We start from the raw sequence: 19492 nt of genomic DNA, 5'->3' as shown, positions 1-19492 counted from the left end.
ACCATGAAAGAATATGGCCTGTACGCCGTGGCTTATGCAGTGTTCCTGCTGTTGTTCTTCTATCTGAAATCCTATGGCCTCAGAAAATGGCTGGGCATTGCGCTGGTCGCTCTGGGGTTTTCGAGTATTTTGATGCTGCCGCCTTTCATCGCAGGCTTCGATCTGGGCATCGTTTCAACCAATGCTATCGCCCTCGGGGCTGCGCTGTTTTTTAGTCGGACCCGGTATGCGGCGTGAGCCATGCGCTCATTCAAGCAACGTGAAACGGAATTCACTTCACCCACAACGCCCGCCTGACACCGCTTTGCGTAGGAGCTGCCGAAGGCTGCGATCTTATGACGTTGATTTTCAAGATCAAAAGATCGCAGCCTTCGGCAGCTCCTACAGTCCGCCATCAACGCAAAAACCGGCCGACTATGCCCGGATAGAGGGGGCCCCCTCAAAAAACGATATTTCCGCCCGCCCCGCCAACAACGCTACCCTCAGAAAAACACCGCCGCCAAACCCACGGGGACTCCATGGAAAGAACCACCGTCAAACCACTTCTGCTTGCTCTCGCCCTCGCTACAACCGCATCACTCGCACAAACCGCCCAAGCCGCCACCACCCTGGTCTACTGCTCAGAAGCCAGCCCCGCCGGCTTCGACCCCAGCCAATACACCAGCGGCACCGACTTCGACGCCTCAGCCGAAACCGTCTTCAACCGCCTCACCCAATTCAAACGCGGTGGCACCGAAGTCGAACCCGGATTAGCGACAAGTTGGGATGTGAGCAAGGACGGCCTCAGCTACACATTCCACCTGCGCGACGGCGTGAAATTCCACACCACCGACTACTTCACCCCGACCCGCGACTTCAACGCCGATGACGTCCTGTTCACCTTCCAGCGCCTGCTCGACCCGCAGAATGCCTTCCGTAAAGCCTACCCCGCCGAATCGCCGTACTTCACCGACATGGGCCTGAACACCACGATCAAAAGCATCGACAAGATCGACGACCACACCGTGCGCTTCAGCCTGAACAACATCGACGCCGCGTTCGTGCAGAACCTCGCCATGAGCTTCGCCTCGGTGCAGTCCGCCGAGTACGCCGCCCAACTGTTAAAGGAAGGCAAAGCCGCCGACCTCAACCAGAAACCGGTCGGCACCGGCCCGTTCGTGTTCAAGCGCTATCAAAAGGACTCGCAGATCCGCTACGCCGCCAACAAGGCCTACTGGAAGCCCGAGGACGTGAAACTCGATAACCTGATTTTCTCGATCACCCCCGATGCCGCCGTGCGCTTGCAGAAGCTCAAGGCCGGCGAGTGTCAGGTCAGCGGCTACCCGCGCCCGGCAGACATCGAAGTCATGGAGAAAGACCCGAACCTGACCGTGCTCAAACAGGCCGGTTTCAACCTCGGTTTCCTCGCCTACAACGTAACCCATCCGCCGCTGGACCAGCTCAAGGTCCGTCAGGCGCTGGACATGGCTATCGATAAACCGGCGATCATCAAAGCGGTCTACCAGAGTGCCGGGCAGCTGGCGCAGAACGCCCTGCCCCCGGCGCAATGGTCCTATGACCCGACCATCAAGGATGCACCGCACGACCCGACCAAAGCCCGCGCGCTACTAAAAGAAGCAGGGGTTGCGCCCGGTACCACCATCAATTTGTGGGCCATGACCGTGCAGCGTGCCTCCAACCCCAACGCCCGGATGTCGGCGCAGATGATCCAGCAGGATTGGGAGAAAGTCGGGATCAAGGCCAACATCGTCAGCTATGAGTGGGGCGAGTACATCAAGCGCGCTAAGAACGGCGAGCACGACGCGATGATCTACGGCTGGACCGGCGATAACGGTGACCCGGACAACTGGCTCGGCGTGCTCTACAGCTGCGCTGCGGTGAAAGGTAGCAATTACGCCAAATGGTGCGACCCGGCCTACGACAAGCTGGTGCAGCAAGCGAAGGTGTCCACTGACAAACAGCAGCGGGTCAAACTGTACCAGCAGGCACAGCAAATCCTTAAGCAACAAGTACCTATCACGCCTGTCGCCAACTCGACCGTGTTCCAGCCACTGCGCAAGGAAGTCACCGACTTCAAGATCAGCCCTTTCGGCCTTACACCCTTCTATGGAGTGGGTATAAATAAGTAACACCAGGCGCCAACCGGGTGCACCAGACGCCCCGGTTGCCCCGTGTCGGTGCGCGTTTTGCACCGTAAAAAACCTGCGCAAACGGTCAAATGTGCGGGAATTTATACATATGCGACATTAAGGTACGTTCGTGCCACTGTTTAAGGTTTGGAGCCATTCAGGATCTTGCATTGGGTATGGCCCCTGCATAAGTATCCGCAGGTCGACTCACGAGGTCGTCCTCTAATTCCAAAAATGACAACAAATCATGAGGCCACCATGCTTAAACACGCGGTCATTCCGTTTTTAGTCGGCGCAAGCTTGTTAGCCAGCGCACCATTCGCCCAAGCGGCGACTAACCTGGTGTTTTGCTCCGAAGGGAGCCCGGCCGGTTTCGATCCTGGTCAGTACACCACCGGAACCGACTTCGACGCCTCTGCAGAAACCATGTTCAACCGCCTGACCCAGTTCGAGCGCGGCGGCACCGCCGTTATTCCTGGCCTGGCGACCAAGTGGGACATTTCCGATGACGGCCTGACTTACACCTTCCACCTGCGCGAAGGCGTCAAGTTCCACACCACCCCGTACTTCAAGCCAACTCGTGAGTTCAACGCCGACGACGTGCTGTTCACCTTTAATCGCATGATTAACAAGGATGATCCGTTCCGTAAGGCGTACCCGACTGAATTCCCGTACTTCACCGACATGGGGATGGATACCAACATCACCAAGATCGATAAAGTCGACGACCACACCGTCAAGTTCACGCTCAAAGAAGTTGATGCCGCGTTCATCCAGAACATGGCCATGAGTTTCGCCTCGGTCCAGTCCGCTGAGTACGCTGCCCAGCTGCTCAAGGAAGGCAAAGCCGCCGACATCAACCAGAAGCCGGTCGGTACTGGCCCGTTCGTGTTCAAGAGCTACCAGAAAGACTCCAACATCCGCTACACCGGGAACAAGGACTACTGGAAGCCTGACGACGTGAAGATCGATAACCTGATCTTCGCCATCACCACCGACCCGTCGGTACGCATCCAGAAGCTGAAAAAGAACGAGTGTCAGATCACCCTGTTCCCTCGTCCGGCCGATCTGAAAGCGTTGAAGGAAGACAAAACCCTGAAGGTGCCTGACCAGGCCGGTTTCAACCTGGGTTACATCGCCTACAACGTGATGGACAAAATCAAGGGCAGCGATCAGCCAAACCCGATGGCTCAGTTGAAAGTGCGTCAGGCACTGGACATGGCCGTCAACAAGCAGCAGATCATCGATTCGGTTTACCAGGGCGCTGGCCAACTGGCCGTCAACGCCATGCCACCGACCCAATGGTCTTATGACACCACCATCAAGGACGCGCCATACAACCCTGAGAAAGCCAAAGAGCTGCTCAAGGAAGCCGGCATCAAGGAAGGCACCGAGATCAACCTGTGGGCAATGCCGGTGCAACGTCCCTATAACCCCAACGCCAAGCTGATGGCCGAAATGCTCCAGTCCGACTGGGCCAAGATCGGTATCAAGGCCAAGATCGTCACCTACGAATGGGGCGAGTACATCAAGCGTTCCAAAGGCGGCGAAAACGGCGCGATGCTGATTGGCTGGAGCGGCGACAACGGTGACCCGGACAACTGGCTGAACGTGCTGTTCGGCTGCGATTCGCTGCAAGGCAACAACTTCTCCAAGTGGTGCGACAAGAAGTTCGACGGCATCGTCAAGGAAGCCAAACGCACGACCGATCAGGCCAAGCGCACCGAACTGTACAAGCAGGCGCAACACGTCCTCAAAGATGCTGTTCCAATGACACCTATCGCTCACTCGACGGTGTTCCAACCCATGCGCAACAACGTGCAGGACTTCAAGATCAGCCCGTTTGGCTTGAACTCCTTCTACGGCGTTAGCGTCAGCAAATAAGAAAAGGCAGCGGCGACGTTTTCAGCGACGCCGCTGCTTTTTTCTGCCGAGAAGATAGGAATTTGCCTACATCCTAATCCGCTGTCTGACGCAGCTAGGGGTTAGGACGCGTTGCCTTTTCCTACGAGTCTTTAGGACTCAGCGCATTTACTGCCAGACCCACGGCACCTACCGTCGGGATCTGACCAGCGATTGCGTGGCTATCGGTTTGCTGCCCGTATTGGTTTGAGCTCAATGCAGCCCCCCACTCGGGGTCGCGGCGCATTGAATAAACACTACAAAAAGAGGGAGCGTCATGCGCCATACCTTGGTTTTATCCGCATTGCTGGGCACCGGCCTGCTGGCCGTCACTTCCGTTAGCCAGGCCGCCAATAACAGCCTGGTGTTCTGCTCCGAAGGCAGCCCGGCGGGCTTCGACACCGCGCAATACACCACGGCGACCGATAACGACGCCGCCGAGCCGCTGTACAACCGATTGGCAGAGTTTGAAAAAGGCGCCACCAACGTCGTACCGGGCCTGGCAACGAGCTGGGATATTTCCGAGGACGGCCTCAAGTACACTTTTCACCTGCGCGAAGGGGTGAAATTTCATACCACCAAATACTTCACGCCGACCCGCGATTTCAACGCCGATGACGTGCTTTTTACCTTCAATCGCATGCTCGATCCGCAGCAACCCTTCCGCAAGGCTTATCCAACCGAGTTCCCGTATTTCAACGGGATGAGCCTGAACAAGAACATCGCCAAGGTCGAGAAGACCGGGCCGCTGACCGTGGTGATGACGCTCAACAGCGTCGACGCCGCGTTCATCCAGAACATCGCCATGAGCTTCGCTGCGATCCTGTCCGCCGAATACGCCGATCAGCTGCTGGCCTCCGGCAAGCCGAGCGACATCAACCAGAAGCCGATCGGCACTGGCCCGTTCGTGTTCAAGAGCTACCAGAAAGATTCCAATATCCGTTACAGCGGCAACAAGCAGTACTGGGACCCGAGCCGGGTCAAGCTCGACAACCTGATTTTCGCCATCAACACCGACGCCTCGGTGCGCGTGCAGAAGCTCAAGGCCAACGAATGCCAGATCACCCTGCACCCACGCCCCGCCGACGTGACCGCGCTGAAAAACGATCCGAAACTGCAATTGATCGAAAAGCCCGGGTTCAACCTTGGTTACATCGCCTATAACGTGCGGCACAAACCGTTCGACCAGCTCGAAGTGCGCCAGGCGCTGGACATGGCGGTTAACAAGCAAGGCATTCTCAACGCCGTCTATCAAGGCGCCGGTCAACTGGCAATGAACGCCATGCCACCGACTCAATGGTCCTACGACGAGACGATTAAAGACGCCGCCTACAACCCGGAAAAGGCCAAGGAATTGCTCAAGGCCGCCGGCGTCAAGGAAGGCACCGAAATCACCCTCTGGGCCATGCCGGTTCAGCGTCCGTACAACCCCAACGCCAAGTTGATGGCCGAAATGCTCCAGGCGGATTGGGCGAAGATCGGCCTCAAGGTCAAGATCGTCAGCTACGAATGGGGCGAGTACATCAAGCGCACCAAGAACGGCGAGCACGACATCAGCCTGATCGGCTGGACCGGTGACAATGGCGACCCGGACAACTGGCTCGGCACGCTGTACAGCTGCGATGCCATTGGCGGCAACAACTACTCCATGTGGTGTGATCCGGCTTACGACAAGCTGATCAAGCAGGCCAAAGTCGTCACTGACCGTGACCAGCGCACGGTGCTCTACAAACAGGCGCAGCAGTACCTCAAGCAGCAGGTGCCCATCACGCCGGTCGCCCACTCGACGGTCAACCAGCCGTTGAGCGCCAAAGTCGAAGGATTCAAGGTGAGTCCTTTCGGTCGTAACGTGTTCTCGGGCGTCAGTATCGACCAATAACCGATTAGCCAGAATCGCTGGGGGGGCTTGCGCTCCCACGCAAGCGTATTGCCGTAATTCGCCAATCTGGCCTGTAGCAAACGTTTGCAATGCCTTAAATGTGTTCTAACCAAATAGCCGGATCACCAAAAAAAGACCGGCATAAAAAAAGAAAACAAGGAGCTTCACCCATGAAACTGAGCAGCACCGCGTTATTGGCCTTGGCCATCAGCAGCGTGACCGCCACGGCGTACGCAGAATCCCAAAGCCAGGCATTTACGCCGGTTACCGTTAAAGAGAAAAGTGCCCAGAGTGAAGCCACAGGCTTTGTCGAAGGCCAATCGATCACCGGCAGCACGCGTAACTGGTATGCCAATGAGCAACTGAAGCGCGGCGCCACGTTCAGCTACAAGAAGAATGGTGTATCGACCCCGACTGATCGTCGTATCAACTGGGTTCAGGGCACTATCCTCAAGTACAACTCCGGTTTCACCGAAGGCACCGTAGGTTTCAGCACCGAAGTGGCGGCCTACAACGCTATTGCTCTGGATCGTGATCGCAAGGATCTGGCGTCCAATAATGGTGGCGCACCGGGTACCCGTTCTGGCGCGGGCAACAACCGCACACTGACCGAGGAAGGTGGCGACGCCGTCGGCCAGTGGAGCAAGCTGGGCCTGGCCAACGTCAAGGCCCGCGTGTCCAACACCACCCTCACTGCTGGCCGCCAGAACTTCAGCAGCCCGATGGTCGATGTCATCGGTAACCGTGCGTTGCCTTCGAGCTTCCAGGGTGTGAGCCTGCACAGCGAAGAGTTGGAAAACCTGAGCTTCGACGTCGGCACGTTCGATCGCAACTCTCCACGAACCGAACAAAGCCAGCGCAAGTTCCGCACCGAATACGCCAACGGCATCGTTGAAACCGATCACGTCCACACGGCCGGTATCACTTACACGCCATTTGCCAGCCTGACCACCAGTCTATGGGGCACCCAGGCTGAAGACCTGTGGAACCAGTACTACTTCGGCGCCAGCCATGTGCTGGGCGACAGCTCGATCCTGAGCCTGACCACTGGCCTGAACTACTACAAAACCCAGGAAGAAGGTAAAGCCCTTATCGGCAAGATCGATAACGACACCTACTCCCTGTCGTTCGGCCTGACCCACCAGGCTCACAGCCTGACCTTCTCTTACCAGGAAATTAACGGTAACGAGTACTTCGACTACCTGCACGAAACCAACGGCATCTACCTGGCCAACTCCCTGCTGTCGGACTTCAACGGCCCGAACGAGAAGTCCTTCCAGATTGCCTACGGTCTGAACATGGCTGAATACGGCGTGCCTGGCCTGAAATTCAACATCTACCAGGCTCGCGGCTGGGGCATCGACGGCACTCACTACACCGGCAACGGCGGCGTGGCGGACAAGGGTTACGACGGTATCCAGAACCAGGATGGCGAACACCACTATGAATACGGCATCGGTGCTTCGTATGCCGTACAGAGCGGTCCACTCAAGGCCACCGCTATCCGCGCGACCTACACCGCTCACCGCGCCAGCGAAAACCAGGTGGATGGCAGCATCAACGAGTTCCGTCTCGTGACCACCATCCCGTTCAATATTTTGTAAAACCCATGCCGGCGGCTGACTCATGATGAGTCGGCCGTCTGGCTTTTCTGTTCAACCGATTGCAGAGGGCTCTAGATGAAAATGCTTCCCCTACGAGCGGCCATCGCTGCCGCGTTGCTGAGTGTCGCCGTCGGCGTCTCGGCCAAACCCTTGGTGGTCTGTACCGAAGCCAGCCCGGAAGGCTTCGATATGGCCCAATACACGACTGCAGTCACAGCCGATGCGGTGGCCGAAACCATCTTCAATCGTCTGGCGGACTTCAAGCCCGGCACCACTGAAGTGATCCCGGCACTGGCCGAGTCCTGGGACATCAGCGACGACGGTCTGACCTACACGTTCCACCTGCGCAAAGGCGTCAAGTTTCACACCACCGATTACTTCAAGCCGACCCGCGACATGAATGCCGACGACGTGGTCTGGAGCTTCCAGCGACAGCTGGACCCGAAACACCCATGGCACAAACTGTCGAGCGTGGGCTTCCCGTACTTTGAAAGCATGGGCTTCAAAGAGCTGCTCAAAAGCGTCGAGAGAGTCGACGACAACACGGTCAAATTCACCCTGACCCGCCGTGAAGCGCCGTTCCTGGCCGACATCGCCATGGCCTTCTCCTCGATCTACTCCGCCGAGTACGCCGATCAGTTGCTCAAGGCCAACAAGGCCGGCGACCTGAACAACAAGCCGATCGGCACCGGCCCGTTCGTCTTCCAGCGTTACGCCAAGGATGCTCAGGTTCGCTTCAAGGCCAACCCGGACTACTTCCGTGGCAAGCCACCGGCTGAAGCGCTGGTCCTGGCGATTGCCACCGACAACAACGTGCGCCTGCAAAAGCTCAAGGCCAACGAGTGTCAGATCGCGCTGTATCCGAAACCGGATGATATCCCGAGCATCAAGAAAGACACCAACCTGAAGGTTGATGAGCTGAACGCGATGACAGTGTCCTATGTCGCCATGAACACCGCCCGCCCGTACATGAGCGACGTGCGCGTGCGTAAAGCCATCGACATCGCCTTCGACAAGGCTGCGTACGTCAACGCGTTGTTCGGCAAAGGCAATGCGACCGTGGCGGTCAACCCCTACCCGGACACCCTGCTGGGCTACAACCACAAACTGACCAACCCGCCGCGTGATCTGGACAAGGCTCGCGCCCTGCTCAAGGACGCCGGCGTACCGGAAGGCACCACGTTTACCCTGTTCACCCGTAACGGCGGCGGCCCGACCAACCCGAACCCGATGCTCGGCGCACAGATGATGCAGGCCGACCTGGCCAAGGTTGGTATCAAGATCGATATTCGTGTCATGGAATGGGGCGAAATGCTCAAGCGCGCGAAAAACGGCGAGCACGACATGGTGTCCGCCGGCTGGGCTGGCGACAACGGCGACCCGGATAATTTCCTGACGCCTATGCTCAGTTGCGAAGCGGCCAAGAACGGCGAAAACTACGCTCGCTGGTGCAATGAAAAGTTCCAGGCGCTGATCGACGAAGCACGGGCTAAAGTGGACCCGGACGAACGCACGGCGCTCTACGAACAAGCCCAGGCCATTTTCAATCAGGACCAGCCGTGGATCAGCATGGCGCACACCCGTATGTTCACTGCAATGCGCACCAACGTAGAGGGCTATCACATTAGCCCCCTCACCACGAATAACTTCGCCACCACCCAGGTGAAGTAGATAAGAAACGCCCGGCATCGCTGACCCCAGCGCTGCCGGGCACGCCTAACCGGCTGATGAGGTACACCACACGATGTTTAGTTTTATTGCCCGCCGATTGGGGTTACTGATCCCCACGTTCTTCGGCATCACCTTGCTGACTTTCGCGTTGATTCGCATGATTCCTGGCGACCCCGTGGAAGTAATGATGGGCGAACGTAGAGTCGACCCCGAAATGCATGCTCAGGCAATGGAACGCCTAGGTCTGAACAAACCCCTGTATGCCCAATACCTGGATTACATCGGCAAGTTGGCCCACGGCGATCTCGGCGAATCCCTGCGTACCCGTGAAAGCGTCTGGACCGAGTTCAGCTCTCTATTCCCCGCGACCCTGGAACTGTCCATGGCCGCCCTGTTATTCGCCGGCATCCTGGGCCTTCTGGCCGGGGTGATCGCGGCACTCAAACGAGGATCCCTGTTCGACCACGGGGTGATGGGCATCTCCCTGGCGGGATACTCGATGCCGATCTTCTGGTGGGGCCTGATCCTGATCATGTTCTTCTCGGTGAGCCTGGGCTGGACCCCGGTGTCCGGGCGGATCGACCTGCTCTACGACATCGAGCCGCGCACCGGCTTCATGCTGATTGATACGCTGCTGGCCGACGACGTCGGGGCGTTCTTCGATGCCCTGCATCACCTGATCCTGCCGGCCATCGTGCTCGGTACCATCCCGCTGGCGGTGATCGCGCGGATGACCCGCTCGTCGATGCTCGAAGTGCTGCGTGAAGACTACATCCGTACCGCCCGCGCCAAAGGCCTGTCGCCATCGCGCGTGGTGTTCGTTCACGGCCTGCGTAACGCATTGATTCCGGTACTGACCGTGGTCGGCCTGCAAGTCGGCACGCTGCTGGCCGGTGCGGTCCTGACCGAAACCATTTTCTCCTGGCCCGGCATCGGCAAATGGCTGATCGAAGCCATTGGCGCACGGGACTATCCCGTGGTGCAGAACGGCATCCTGTTAATCGCCTGCCTGGTGATCCTGGTCAACTTCGTGGTGGACATCCTCTACGGCTTTGCCAACCCACGCATCCGTCATCAGCGCTGAGATCAAGACCATGACCACTCTCATTACACCGGTAGCAGTCGATCAAAGCCTGCTGTACCCGTCCCCGTATAAAGAATTCTGGCACGCGTTCTCCAGGAACAAAGGCGCCGTCGCCGGCCTGATGTTCATGCTGCTGGTGATCTTCTGCGCGATTTTCGCGCCATGGGTTGCACCGCATGACCCAAGCGAGCAATACCGCGACTTCCTGCTGACCCCGCCGTCCTGGCTGGAAGGCGGGCAAATCCAGTTCCTGCTCGGCACCGATGAACTGGGTCGCGACCTGCTGTCGCGGCTGATCAACGGTTCGCGCCTGTCCTTGCTGATCGGCTTGTCGTCGGTGGTGATGTCGCTGATTCCGGGCATCCTGTTGGGTCTGTTCGCCGGGTTCTTCCCGCGCGTGCTCGGCCCGACCATCATGCGTCTGATGGACATCATGCTGGCCCTGCCGTCCCTGCTGCTGGCCGTGGCGATTGTCGCCATCCTCGGCCCTGGCCTGATCAACACCATTATTGCCATCGCCGTGGTTTCGTTGCCGTCCTATGTTCGTCTGACCCGCGCCGCGGTGATGGGCGAATTGAACCGCGACTACGTGACCGCCGCGCGCCTGGCCGGTGCCGGTCTGCCACGCCTGATGTTCGTCACCGTGCTGCCCAACTGCATGGCGCCGCTGATCGTTCAGGCCACCTTGAGTTTTTCTTCGGCAATTCTCGATGCCGCGGCACTGGGCTTCCTCGGCCTTGGCGTACAACCGCCAACACCTGAGTGGGGCACCATGCTGGCTTCGGCTCGTGACTACATCGAACGTGCCTGGTGGGTGGTGAGCTTGCCTGGTTTGACCATTTTGCTCAGCGTGCTGGCAATCAACTTGATGGGCGACGGCCTGCGCGATGCGCTGGACCCGAAACTCAAGAACGCCGCCTGAGGAGATTCAAATGTCACTGTTAGAAATCAAGAATCTCAACGTTCGCTTCGGCGACGCCAACGCCGTTCCGGTGGTCGACGGTCTCGACATTACCGTGGACAAGGGCGAAGTGCTGGCCATCGTTGGCGAATCGGGCTCCGGCAAGTCCGTGACCATGATGGCGCTGATGGGCCTGATCGAGCATCCGGGGATCGTCACCGCCGATGCCCTGAACTTCGACGGCAAGAACATGCTCAAGCTCAGCAACCGTCAGCGTCGGCAAATCGTCGGCAAAGACCTGGCCATGGTCTTCCAGGACCCGATGACCGCGCTGAACCCGAGCTACACCGTCGGTTTCCAGATCGAAGAAGTGCTGCGCCTGCACCTGAAAATGTCCCGCAAGGACGCCCGCAAGCGTGCCATCGAACTGCTGGAAAAAGTGGAAATCCCAGGCGCCGCCAGCCGTATGGACGCCTATCCGCATCAACTCTCCGGCGGCATGAGCCAGCGTGTTGCAATCGCCATGGCGATTGCCGGCGAACCGAAACTGCTGATCGCCGACGAACCGACCACCGCGCTGGACGTAACGATTCAGGCGCAGATCATGGACCTGCTGCTGGCCCTGCAGAAAGAGCAGAACATGGGCCTGGTGCTGATCACCCACGACCTCGCGGTCGTGGCCGAAACCGCCCAGCGCGTGTGCGTGATGTACGCCGGCCAAGCGGTTGAAGTCGGTCAGGTGCCACAACTGTTCGACATTCCGGCGCACCCGTACAGCGAAGCACTGCTCAAGGCGATTCCGGAACACAGCCTGGGCGCCGCGCGCCTGTCGACATTGCCGGGCATCGTTCCCGGTCGTTACGACCGCCCGCAAGGCTGCCTGCTGTCGCCACGCTGCCCGTACGTGCAAGACAACTGCCGCACCCAGCGTCCGGCCCTTGACCAGAAAAGCAACAGCCTCGCCCGCTGCTTCTACCCGCTGAATCAGGAGGTGGCGTAATGGCCGTCGTACTAACCGCCCGCAACCTGACCCGTCACTACGAAGTGTCCCGTGGCCTGTTCAAGGGGCATGCGACCGTGCGCGCCCTCAACGGTGTGTCGTTCGAACTGGAAGCCGGCAAGACCCTCGCCGTTGTGGGCGAATCGGGTTGTGGCAAATCCACCTTGGCCCGGGCCCTGACGCTGATTGAAGAACCGTCCTCCGGCTCCTTGAAAATCGCCGGGCAGGAAGTCGCGGGTGCCGACAAGGCTCAGCGCAAGCAGCTGCGCAAAGATGTGCAGATGGTGTTCCAGAGCCCGTACGCGTCGCTGAACCCACGACAGAAAGTCGGTGATCAGCTCGCCGAACCGCTGCTGATCAACACCAACCTGAGCGCCTCGGAACGTCGCGAGAAAGTCCAGGCGATGATGAAACAGGTGGGCTTGCGGCCTGAGCATTACCAGCGCTACCCGCACATGTTCTCCGGCGGTCAGCGCCAGCGGATTGCCCTGGCCCGCGCGATGATGCTGCAACCGAAAGTGCTGGTGGCGGATGAACCGACCTCGGCGCTGGACGTATCGATTCAGGCGCAGGTGCTCAACCTGTTCATGGATTTGCAGCAAGAGTTCAACACCGCTTACGTGTTCATCTCCCACAACCTGGCGGTGGTGCGCCACGTCGCCGATCACGTGATGGTGATGTACCTCGGCCGTCCGGTGGAAATGGGCCCGAAGGAGGACATCTACACTCGCCCTCTGCACCCCTACACCCAGGCGCTGTTGTCGGCCACTCCGACCATCCACCCGGACCCGAACAAGCCGAAAATCAAGATCGTCGGCGAACTGCCAAACCCGCTGAACCCGCCGTCCGGCTGCGCCTTCCACAAGCGCTGCCCGTATGCGACCGAGCGCTGCACCACAGAAGAACCGCTCCTGCGCCTGGTCGACACCCGTCAGGTGGCTTGCCACTACGCCGAGCAATTCCTCGACGGCGCGGCGTAAAAACGGCCTGAAAAAAATGGGAGCGAGCTTGCTCGCGAAGTCGGTGTTTCAGTCACCATCTCTGTCGACTGACAGATTGCTTTCGCGAGCAAGCCCGCTCCCACAGGGACCGAGTTGACCAGACCCCTTCCACCAGATTGCGTATCAGTCCGGCGAGGGGTTTTCTTTTGTCCGTGATTTACGTTTGCGTGTCTTCCTCATCCTCTTCCTCATCGGCGTCTGGATCATCATCGCCTGATTCGGTCGCAGCGATCATCTGCTCGCTGTGCACGCCTTGCCCGTTCAAGGCCTGTGTTTCGTGGTTCTCACATTCCGCCCACGCCACCGCCGATGTGCCGAGGGACAGCAGCACCAAAACCTTAAGCAACAACACAATGCGTTGGTAAATACTCATAGCCGATTCCATCCTTTGTGGGGTGAAGCACGGATGCCTGACAGGTAATGAATGAAATTTAGTTCCGATTGACCGGGTTCTCCAGACAGTACGCTACCGGGTAGCAGAAAATGTCGTTTGCGGGGAGATTGGTTTGGAATAGGGGTTATATCCAAACCCACTAACAACAATGATCCAATGTGGGAGCGGGCTTGCTCGCGAAAGGGCCCTTTCATTCAACATTGATGTCGACTGACCCGACGCTTTCGCGAGCAAGTCGGATCGCCGCACCGCCGCTCCCACAGTTGACCGAGGCGGCACAAAAAAGCCCCGAGGCTTACGCATCGGGGCTTTGGTGTTACGACTCAGCGCTTAATGATGCTCACGCGTCGCACGGAATTTCACATCCGGCCAACGCTCTTCCATCAGCGCCAGGTTAACCCGCGTCGGAGCCAGGTAGGTCAGGTGACCACCACCGTCGACCGCAAGGTTTTCCACGGCCTTGACCCGGAATTCCTCGAACTTCTTCTTATCGTCGCAATCAATCCAGCGCGCGGAATAAACAGTGATCGGCTCGTACGAGCACTCAACCTTGTATTCCTCTTTCAAACGGCTGGCGACCACGTCGAACTGCAGCACACCGACGGCACCCAGGATGATGTCGTTGCTGCGCTCGGGGAAGAACACCTGAGTGGCGCCTTCTTCGGCCAGTTGCTGCAAGCCCTGACGCAGTTGCTTGGATTTCAGCGGATCACGCAGACGCACGCGGCGGAACAGTTCCGGGGCGAAGTGCGGGATGCCGGTGAAGCCCAGGACTTCGCCTTCGGTGAAGGTGTCGCCGATCTGGATGGTGCCGTGGTTGTGCAAACCGATGATGTCGCCGGCAAACGCTTCTTCCAGCTGCTCACGCTCAGAGGAGAAGAACGTCAGCGCATCGCCGATCCGCACGTCTTTGCCAGTGCGCACGTGGCGCATTTTCATGCCTTTTTCGTACTTGCCAGAGCAGATCCGCATGAAGGCGATACGGTCGCGGTGTTTCGGGTCCATGTTCGCCTGGATCTTGAACACGAAACCTGAGAATTTCTCTTCAACCGGTTCCACGGTGCGCTCGTTGGCGACACGGGCCAGCGGTTTCGGCGCCCAGTTGACCACGGCGTCAAGCACGTGATCGACACCGAAGTTGCCCAATGCAGTACCGAAGAATACCGGTGTCAGTTGGCCGTCGAGGAATTCCTGTTGATTGAATTCGTGGCAGGCGCCCTGCACCAGTTCCAGCTGATCCACGAAGCGGTCGTACTCGTCGCCCAAGTGCGCGCGGGCTTCATCGGAGTCGAGCTTCTCGATGATTTTCACGTCGGTGCGCTCGTGGCCGTGGCCAGCGGTGTAGACGATGATGTAGTCGTCGGCGAGGTGATAAACGCCCTTGAAATCGCGGTAGCAACCAATCGGCCAGGTGATCGGCGCAGCCTTGATCTTCAGGACCGCTTCGATTTCGTCGAGCAGTTCAATCGGGTCGCGAATGTCACGGTCGAGTTTGTTGATGAAGCTGACGATCGGCGTGTCACGCAGACGGCAGACGTCCATCAGGGCGATGGTCCGTGGCTCAACGCCCTTACCGCCGTCGAGGACCATCAATGCCGAGTCCACTGCCGTCAGAGTGCGATAGGTATCTTCGGAGAAGTCTTCGTGGCCCGGGGTGTCGAGCAGGTTGATCATGTGATCGCGATACGGGAACTGCATGACCGACGTGGTAATCGAGATACCACGCTGCTTTTCCATTTCCATCCAGTCGGAGGTGGCATGGCGGTCGGACTTGCGAGATTTCACCGTGCCCGCAATCGCAATCGCCTTGCCCATCAGCAAGAGCTTCTCGGTGATGGTGGTTTTACCGGCATCGGGGTGGGAAATAATGGCGAAAGTGCGGCGTTTCGCGACTTCGGCGGCCTGTTTGGTCATGGGAAATCGCCTGGCAGGTGATTCAAAAAAGGGCGGCGAGTATAGCGCAAACCGAGCCTGACGGACCACCGTTCGCCCTGTAGCAGCTGCCGAGCCTGCGAGGCTGCGTTCGGCGGCGAAGCCGTCGTCAAACCAGACGTTGCGGTGTATTAGGCAGACCGAGCGTGCCGACTCTACGACGGCTTCGCCGCCGAACGCAGCCTCGCAGGCTCGGCAGCTGCTACACGGGCCAAACAAGATGCGTGGTAGCTAATTGCTGCTAATTATGGAACCTTTTAAAAGGTGGAGGCGTCCACTTCCCTGTTACGGCACTCGTACCAGGGGCTGAAAAATCAGCAAGTTGGCCTGACGAGGCTGCGCTTATGGCTCGATCTCATGCGGTTTTATCAGCATGAAGAGCTGCTTCTCGCGAACGTTGTTTTCCCGGCAGCCAGGAATGGCATTGCCACACGGGACTGCGTTCGCCGACAAAGAAAAAGGAGTCCGCCTGTGGCTATTCGCTATGGCAAGGGGCTGATAGGAGGTGCGGTTGTCGTCGCCCTTCTGGCCCTGCTGATCCACTGGATTGGCATCAACACGATCGAACAGTACCGCGACGATTTGTTGTTTTACCTGCAAGCTCATCTGATTCTCGTCCTCGTTTCCATGCTGGCCGCCCTTGTAGTGGGCATACCCGCCGGTATCTTCCTCAGCCGCCCGACCATGGTTGGCCGCGCCGAACGCTTCATGCAGATCTTCAACATCGGCAACACCGTGCCGCCTCTCGCCGTACTGGCCATCGCCCTGGGTATCCTCGGCATCGGCAGCGGCCCTGCGATCTTCGCCTTGTTCCTCGCCTCACTGTTGCCGATTGTGCGCAACACCTACGAAGGGCTGAAAAACGTCCAGGGTTCACTCAAGGAAGCGGCTGTTGGCATCGGCATGACACCGACTCAGGTGCTATGGCGGGTCGAACTGCCGAACGCCGTGCCGATCATCATTGGCGGCGTGCGCGTGGCACTGGCGATCAACGTCGGTACCGCACCGCTGGCGTTCCTGATTGGCGCCAACAGCCTGGGCAGCCTGATTTTCCCCGGCATCGCCCTGAACAATCAGCCGCAACTGCTGCTCGGCGCGGCCTGCACCGCCCTGCTGGCCTTGCTGCTCGACGGACTGGTGACACTCGCCAGCCGCCTCTGGCTCGAACGCGGCTTGCGCCCGTCTTAAGCCTCGGCAAAGGAATTAACATGAAAAAAATCTGCTTATTTTTAGGCTGCGCCCTGCTGTTCGCAGGATTTGCCCAAGCCGCTGAAAAACCAGTGATCCGCATCGGCGCCCGGGTGTTCACCGAACAAACCCTGCTGGCGGAAATCACTTCCCAATACCTGCGCACCAAGGGTTATGACACCCAAGTGACCGGCGGTCTGGGCAGTAATCTCGCCCGCAGCGCCCACGAAAGTGGCCAGCTGGATTTGATGTGGGAATACACCGGCGTGTCGCTGGTGGCTTACAACCACGTCACCGACAAGCTCGACAGCGCTCAGTCCTACGCCCGGGTGAAAGAACTCGACGCGAAAAAAGGCCTGGTCTGGCTCACCCCGTCGAAGTTCAGCAATACCTACGCCCTGGCACTGCCGGAAAACACCGCAAAAGCGTATCCGCAGATCAACACCATCAGCGAGCTGAACACAGTGCTGCAGGCTGAGGCGAAGACCAATCACCTCGTCGCCCTGGACACCGAGTTTGCCAACCGTTCCGATGGTCTGGACGGCATGGTAGACCTCTACGGCATGAACCTTACCCGCAAAAACATCCGGCAGATGGATGCTGGTTTGGTCTACACCGCCCTGCGCAATGGCCAGGTGTTCGCCGGTCTGGTCTACACCACCGACGGTCGTTTGAACGCCTTCAAGCTCAAGTTGCTGGAAGACGACAAGCACTACTTCCCGGACTACACCGCCGCGCCGGTGGTGCGTCAGGTTTACCTCGACGCCCACCCGAAACTCGCCGAAGAGCTCAAGCCGCTGGCCGAACTGTTCGACGACGCCACCATGCGTCAGCTCAACGCGCGGGTCGATGTCGATCACGAAAGTCCTTCATCCGTTGCTGCAGATTTCCTGCGCCAGCACCCCATCAACTGAGGAGGAAAAGCCATGGAATTCTTGAACGCCTTTTCCCATCTCGATTGGCCGCAGGTTTTGCACCTGACCTGGCAGCACATCACCCTGGTTGGCATCGCCGTGACCCTGGCGATTGTGGTCGGCGTGCCGTTGGGCATCCTGATGACCCGCTTCCCGACACTGGCCGGCCCGTTGCAAGCCAGCGCTACGGTGTTGCTGACCGTGCCATCGATTGCGCTGTTCGGCCTGCTGCTGCCGTTCTATTCGAAATTCGGCCAGGGCCTCGGCCCGATGCCGGCGATCACCGCAGTGTTTCTGTACTCCCTGCTGCCGATCATGCGTAACACCTATCTGGCGCTGACCGGCGTGGAACCTGGCATTCGCGAAGCAGCGCGCGGTATTGGCATGACCTTCGGCCAGCGCCTGCGCATGGTCGAATTGCCGATTGCCGTGCCGGTGATCCTCGCCGGTGTCCGCACCGCCGTGGTCATGAACATCGGTGTAATGACCATCGCCGCGACCATCGGTGCCGGTGGCCTCGGTGTACTCATTCTCGCTTCCATCAGCCGCAGCGACATGTCGATGCTGATCGTCGGCGCCGTGCTGGTCAGTCTCCTGGCCATCTTCGCCGACCTGCTTCTGCAATGGCTGCAACGCACGCTGACTCCAAAAGGACTCCTGAAATGATCGAACTTCAAAACCTCAGCAAGACCTTCCAAAGCAACGGCAAAGATGTGAAAGCCGTGGACTCGGTGAGCCTGACCGTCAATGAAGGCGAAATCTGTGTGTTCCTCGGGCCATCGGGTTGCGGTAAAAGCACCACGCTGAAGATGATCAACCGCCTGATCAAGCCAACCTCGGGCAAGATCCTGATCAACGGCGAAGACACCACTGACCTCGACGCCGTGACCCTGCGCCGCAACATCGGTTATGTGATCCAGCAGATCGGTCTGTTCCCGAACATGACCATCGAGGAAAACATCACCATCGTTCCGCGCCTGCTGGGCTGGGACAAACAGAAATGCCACGACCGCGCCCGCGAGTTGATGAGCATGATCAAGCTCGAACCCAAGCAGTATCTGACTCGCTACCCGCGTGAATTGTCCGGTGGCCAACAGCAGCGGATCGGCGTGATTCGCGCGCTGGCAGCGGATGCGCCGCTGTTGTTGATGGACGAGCCGTTCGGCGCGGTCGACCCGATCAACCGCGAGATGATTCAGAACGAGTTCTTCGAGATGCAACGGGCACTGAACAAGACCGTGATCATGGTCAGCCACGACATCGACGAAGCGATCAAGCTTGGCGACAAGATCGCGATTTTCCGCGCGGGCAAACTGCTGCAGATCGACCATCCGGACACGCTTCTCGCGCACCCGGCGGACGACTTTGTCAGCAACTTCGTCGGCCAGGACAGCACCCTCAAGCGCCTGTTGCTGGTGAAAGCCGAAGACGCGGCGGACAACGCGCCCTCGGTGAGCCCGGGAACGCCGGTGGCCGAAGCGCTGGAATTGATGGACGAACTGGACCGTCGATACGTGGTGGTGACCTGTGCCGACAACAAAGCCTTGGGCTACGTGCGCCGTCGCGACCTGCACCGCCAGACCGGCACCTGCGCGCAATACCTGCGCGAGTTCAACGCCACCGCGGCGTACGACGAGCATTTGCGCATCCTGCTGTCGCGCATGTACGAGTTCAACCGCTCGTGGCTGCCGGTGATGGATGCCGAGCGGGTGTTCCTGGGTGAGGTGACTCAGGAATCGATTGCCGAGTACTTGAGCTCCGGCAAGTCTCGTGGGGGCAAGACCAGTATTGTTTCGCCGGCCGAGACTGCTGTCGCCTGATCTGACGTCTTCGCGGGCAAGCCTCGCTCCTACAGGTTCTCCGCCGTACCTGTGGGAGCGCGGCCAAGTAGTT

Annotated in this window: 16 protein-coding genes; 14 read left to right on the top strand and 2 right to left on the bottom strand. The window is 58.9% G+C overall.

The genetic code is table 11. The annotated features are described in order from the left end of the window. The first annotated feature begins 3 nt into the window (after positions 1 to 3). The 10 genes from KW837_RS22475 to KW837_RS22430 all read left to right on the top strand — a co-directional run bounded on the left by KW837_RS22475 (position 4) and on the right by KW837_RS22430 (position 13150). Positions 4 to 237, top strand: coding sequence for a hypothetical protein (locus KW837_RS22475; protein ID WP_218398668.1), 234 nt, complete (start codon positions 4 to 6; stop codon positions 235 to 237). Between the two features lie 281 nt (positions 238 to 518). Beyond that, positions 519 to 2129 (top strand): ABC transporter substrate-binding protein, encoded by a 1611-nt coding sequence (locus KW837_RS22470; RefSeq protein ID WP_218398667.1) that lies wholly within the window; start codon positions 519 to 521, stop codon positions 2127 to 2129. Positions 2130 to 2387: 258 nt separating this feature from the next. Beyond that, a complete protein-coding gene (locus KW837_RS22465; RefSeq protein ID WP_218398666.1) occupies positions 2388 to 4013 on the top strand; it encodes an ABC transporter substrate-binding protein in 1626 nt (541 codons plus the stop codon). 295 nt (positions 4014 to 4308) lie between these two features. Then, a complete protein-coding gene (locus tag KW837_RS22460; RefSeq protein WP_192346281.1) occupies positions 4309 to 5910 on the top strand; it encodes an ABC transporter substrate-binding protein in 1602 nt (533 codons plus the stop codon). A 170-nt stretch (positions 5911 to 6080) separates the two neighbouring features. Further along, entirely contained in the window at positions 6081 to 7514 is a 1434-nt protein-coding gene (locus KW837_RS22455; protein WP_218398665.1) for an OprD family porin, read from the top strand. 75 nt (positions 7515 to 7589) lie between these two features. Beyond that, complete coding sequence (locus KW837_RS22450; protein ID WP_218398664.1) at positions 7590 to 9185, top strand: ABC transporter substrate-binding protein; 1596 nt, start codon at positions 7590 to 7592, stop codon at positions 9183 to 9185. A gap of 73 nt (positions 9186 to 9258) precedes the next feature. Then, positions 9259 to 10269: an ABC transporter permease subunit gene (locus KW837_RS22445; protein WP_007900379.1), complete on the top strand. Its 1011-nt coding sequence runs from the start codon at positions 9259 to 9261 to the stop codon at positions 10267 to 10269. A 10-nt stretch (positions 10270 to 10279) separates the two neighbouring features. Beyond that, positions 10280 to 11191, top strand: coding sequence for an ABC transporter permease subunit (locus KW837_RS22440; RefSeq protein ID WP_095631254.1), 912 nt, complete (start codon positions 10280 to 10282; stop codon positions 11189 to 11191). 10 nt (positions 11192 to 11201) lie between these two features. Then, on the top strand, positions 11202 to 12170 hold the full coding sequence (locus KW837_RS22435) for an ABC transporter ATP-binding protein (protein WP_218398663.1): 969 nt from the start codon (positions 11202 to 11204) through the stop codon (positions 12168 to 12170). Next, the gene (locus tag KW837_RS22430; RefSeq protein ID WP_192346289.1) at positions 12170 to 13150 is read left to right on the top strand and encodes a peptide ABC transporter ATP-binding protein; all 981 of its coding nucleotides are present in this window, start codon (positions 12170 to 12172) and stop codon (positions 13148 to 13150) included. Before KW837_RS22435 ends, KW837_RS22430 begins: the two co-directional genes overlap by 1 nt. 178 nt (positions 13151 to 13328) lie before the next feature. Here the strand turns inward: KW837_RS22430 and KW837_RS22425 are convergent, their stop codons facing one another. Both KW837_RS22425 and KW837_RS22420 read right to left on the bottom strand, forming a co-directional pair. Then, positions 13329 to 13544, bottom strand: coding sequence for a hypothetical protein (locus KW837_RS22425; protein ID WP_123498924.1), 216 nt, complete (start codon positions 13542 to 13544; stop codon positions 13329 to 13331). A gap of 351 nt (positions 13545 to 13895) precedes the next feature. Then, positions 13896 to 15479, bottom strand: coding sequence for a peptide chain release factor 3 (locus KW837_RS22420; protein ID WP_123498922.1), 1584 nt, complete (start codon positions 15477 to 15479; stop codon positions 13896 to 13898). A gap of 489 nt (positions 15480 to 15968) precedes the next feature. Between KW837_RS22420 and KW837_RS22415 the strand changes: the two genes are divergently transcribed. Genes KW837_RS22415 through KW837_RS22400 form a run of 4 tightly spaced genes read left to right on the top strand, consistent with a single transcriptional unit; the run spans position 15969 to position 19419 of the window. Further along, positions 15969 to 16685 (top strand): ABC transporter permease, encoded by a 717-nt coding sequence (locus tag KW837_RS22415; protein ID WP_192346293.1) that lies wholly within the window; start codon positions 15969 to 15971, stop codon positions 16683 to 16685. 20 nt (positions 16686 to 16705) lie between these two features. Next, positions 16706 to 17599, top strand: a complete 894-nt coding sequence (locus KW837_RS22410; RefSeq protein WP_218398662.1) for a glycine betaine ABC transporter substrate-binding protein — start codon at positions 16706 to 16708, stop codon at positions 17597 to 17599. Positions 17600 to 17611: 12 nt separating this feature from the next. Next, entirely contained in the window at positions 17612 to 18265 is a 654-nt protein-coding gene (locus KW837_RS22405) for an ABC transporter permease (protein WP_063341568.1), read from the top strand. After that, the gene (locus KW837_RS22400; protein ID WP_218398661.1) at positions 18262 to 19419 is read left to right on the top strand and encodes a betaine/proline/choline family ABC transporter ATP-binding protein; all 1158 of its coding nucleotides are present in this window, start codon (positions 18262 to 18264) and stop codon (positions 19417 to 19419) included. Before KW837_RS22405 ends, KW837_RS22400 begins: the two co-directional genes overlap by 4 nt. The last annotated feature ends 73 nt before the right edge of the window (positions 19420 to 19492 follow it).

The sequence above is a fragment of the Pseudomonas sp. PDM24 genome (genome assembly GCF_019218905.1).
In the GTDB taxonomy this organism is placed as follows: domain Bacteria; phylum Pseudomonadota; class Gammaproteobacteria; order Pseudomonadales; family Pseudomonadaceae; genus Aquipseudomonas.
The sequence above is the reverse complement of the archived record's forward strand: the minus strand, read 5'-3'. Positions and strand labels throughout refer to the sequence as shown.

Excerpts from the sequence above, each read along its gene's own strand:
- KW837_RS22475 (WP_218398668.1), top strand. The coding sequence starts at position 4 with ATGAAAGAATATGGCCTGTACGCCGTGGCTTATGCAGTGTTCCTGCTG.
- KW837_RS22470 (WP_218398667.1), top strand. The coding sequence starts at position 519 with ATGGAAAGAACCACCGTCAAACCACTTCTGCTTGCTCTCGCCCTCGCT.
- KW837_RS22465 (WP_218398666.1), top strand. The coding sequence starts at position 2,388 with ATGCTTAAACACGCGGTCATTCCGTTTTTAGTCGGCGCAAGCTTGTTA.
- KW837_RS22460 (WP_192346281.1), top strand. The coding sequence starts at position 4,309 with ATGCGCCATACCTTGGTTTTATCCGCATTGCTGGGCACCGGCCTGCTG.
- KW837_RS22455 (WP_218398665.1), top strand. The coding sequence starts at position 6,081 with ATGAAACTGAGCAGCACCGCGTTATTGGCCTTGGCCATCAGCAGCGTG.
- KW837_RS22450 (WP_218398664.1), top strand. The coding sequence starts at position 7,590 with ATGAAAATGCTTCCCCTACGAGCGGCCATCGCTGCCGCGTTGCTGAGT.
- KW837_RS22445 (WP_007900379.1), top strand. The coding sequence starts at position 9,259 with ATGTTTAGTTTTATTGCCCGCCGATTGGGGTTACTGATCCCCACGTTC.
- KW837_RS22440 (WP_095631254.1), top strand. The coding sequence starts at position 10,280 with ATGACCACTCTCATTACACCGGTAGCAGTCGATCAAAGCCTGCTGTAC.
- KW837_RS22435 (WP_218398663.1), top strand. The coding sequence starts at position 11,202 with ATGTCACTGTTAGAAATCAAGAATCTCAACGTTCGCTTCGGCGACGCC.
- KW837_RS22430 (WP_192346289.1), top strand. The coding sequence starts at position 12,170 with ATGGCCGTCGTACTAACCGCCCGCAACCTGACCCGTCACTACGAAGTG.
- KW837_RS22425 (WP_123498924.1), bottom strand. The coding sequence starts at position 13,544 with ATGAGTATTTACCAACGCATTGTGTTGTTGCTTAAGGTTTTGGTGCTG.
- KW837_RS22420 (WP_123498922.1), bottom strand. The coding sequence starts at position 15,479 with ATGACCAAACAGGCCGCCGAAGTCGCGAAACGCCGCACTTTCGCCATT.
- KW837_RS22410 (WP_218398662.1), top strand. The coding sequence starts at position 16,706 with ATGAAAAAAATCTGCTTATTTTTAGGCTGCGCCCTGCTGTTCGCAGGA.
- KW837_RS22405 (WP_063341568.1), top strand. The coding sequence starts at position 17,612 with ATGGAATTCTTGAACGCCTTTTCCCATCTCGATTGGCCGCAGGTTTTG.
- KW837_RS22400 (WP_218398661.1), top strand. The coding sequence starts at position 18,262 with ATGATCGAACTTCAAAACCTCAGCAAGACCTTCCAAAGCAACGGCAAA.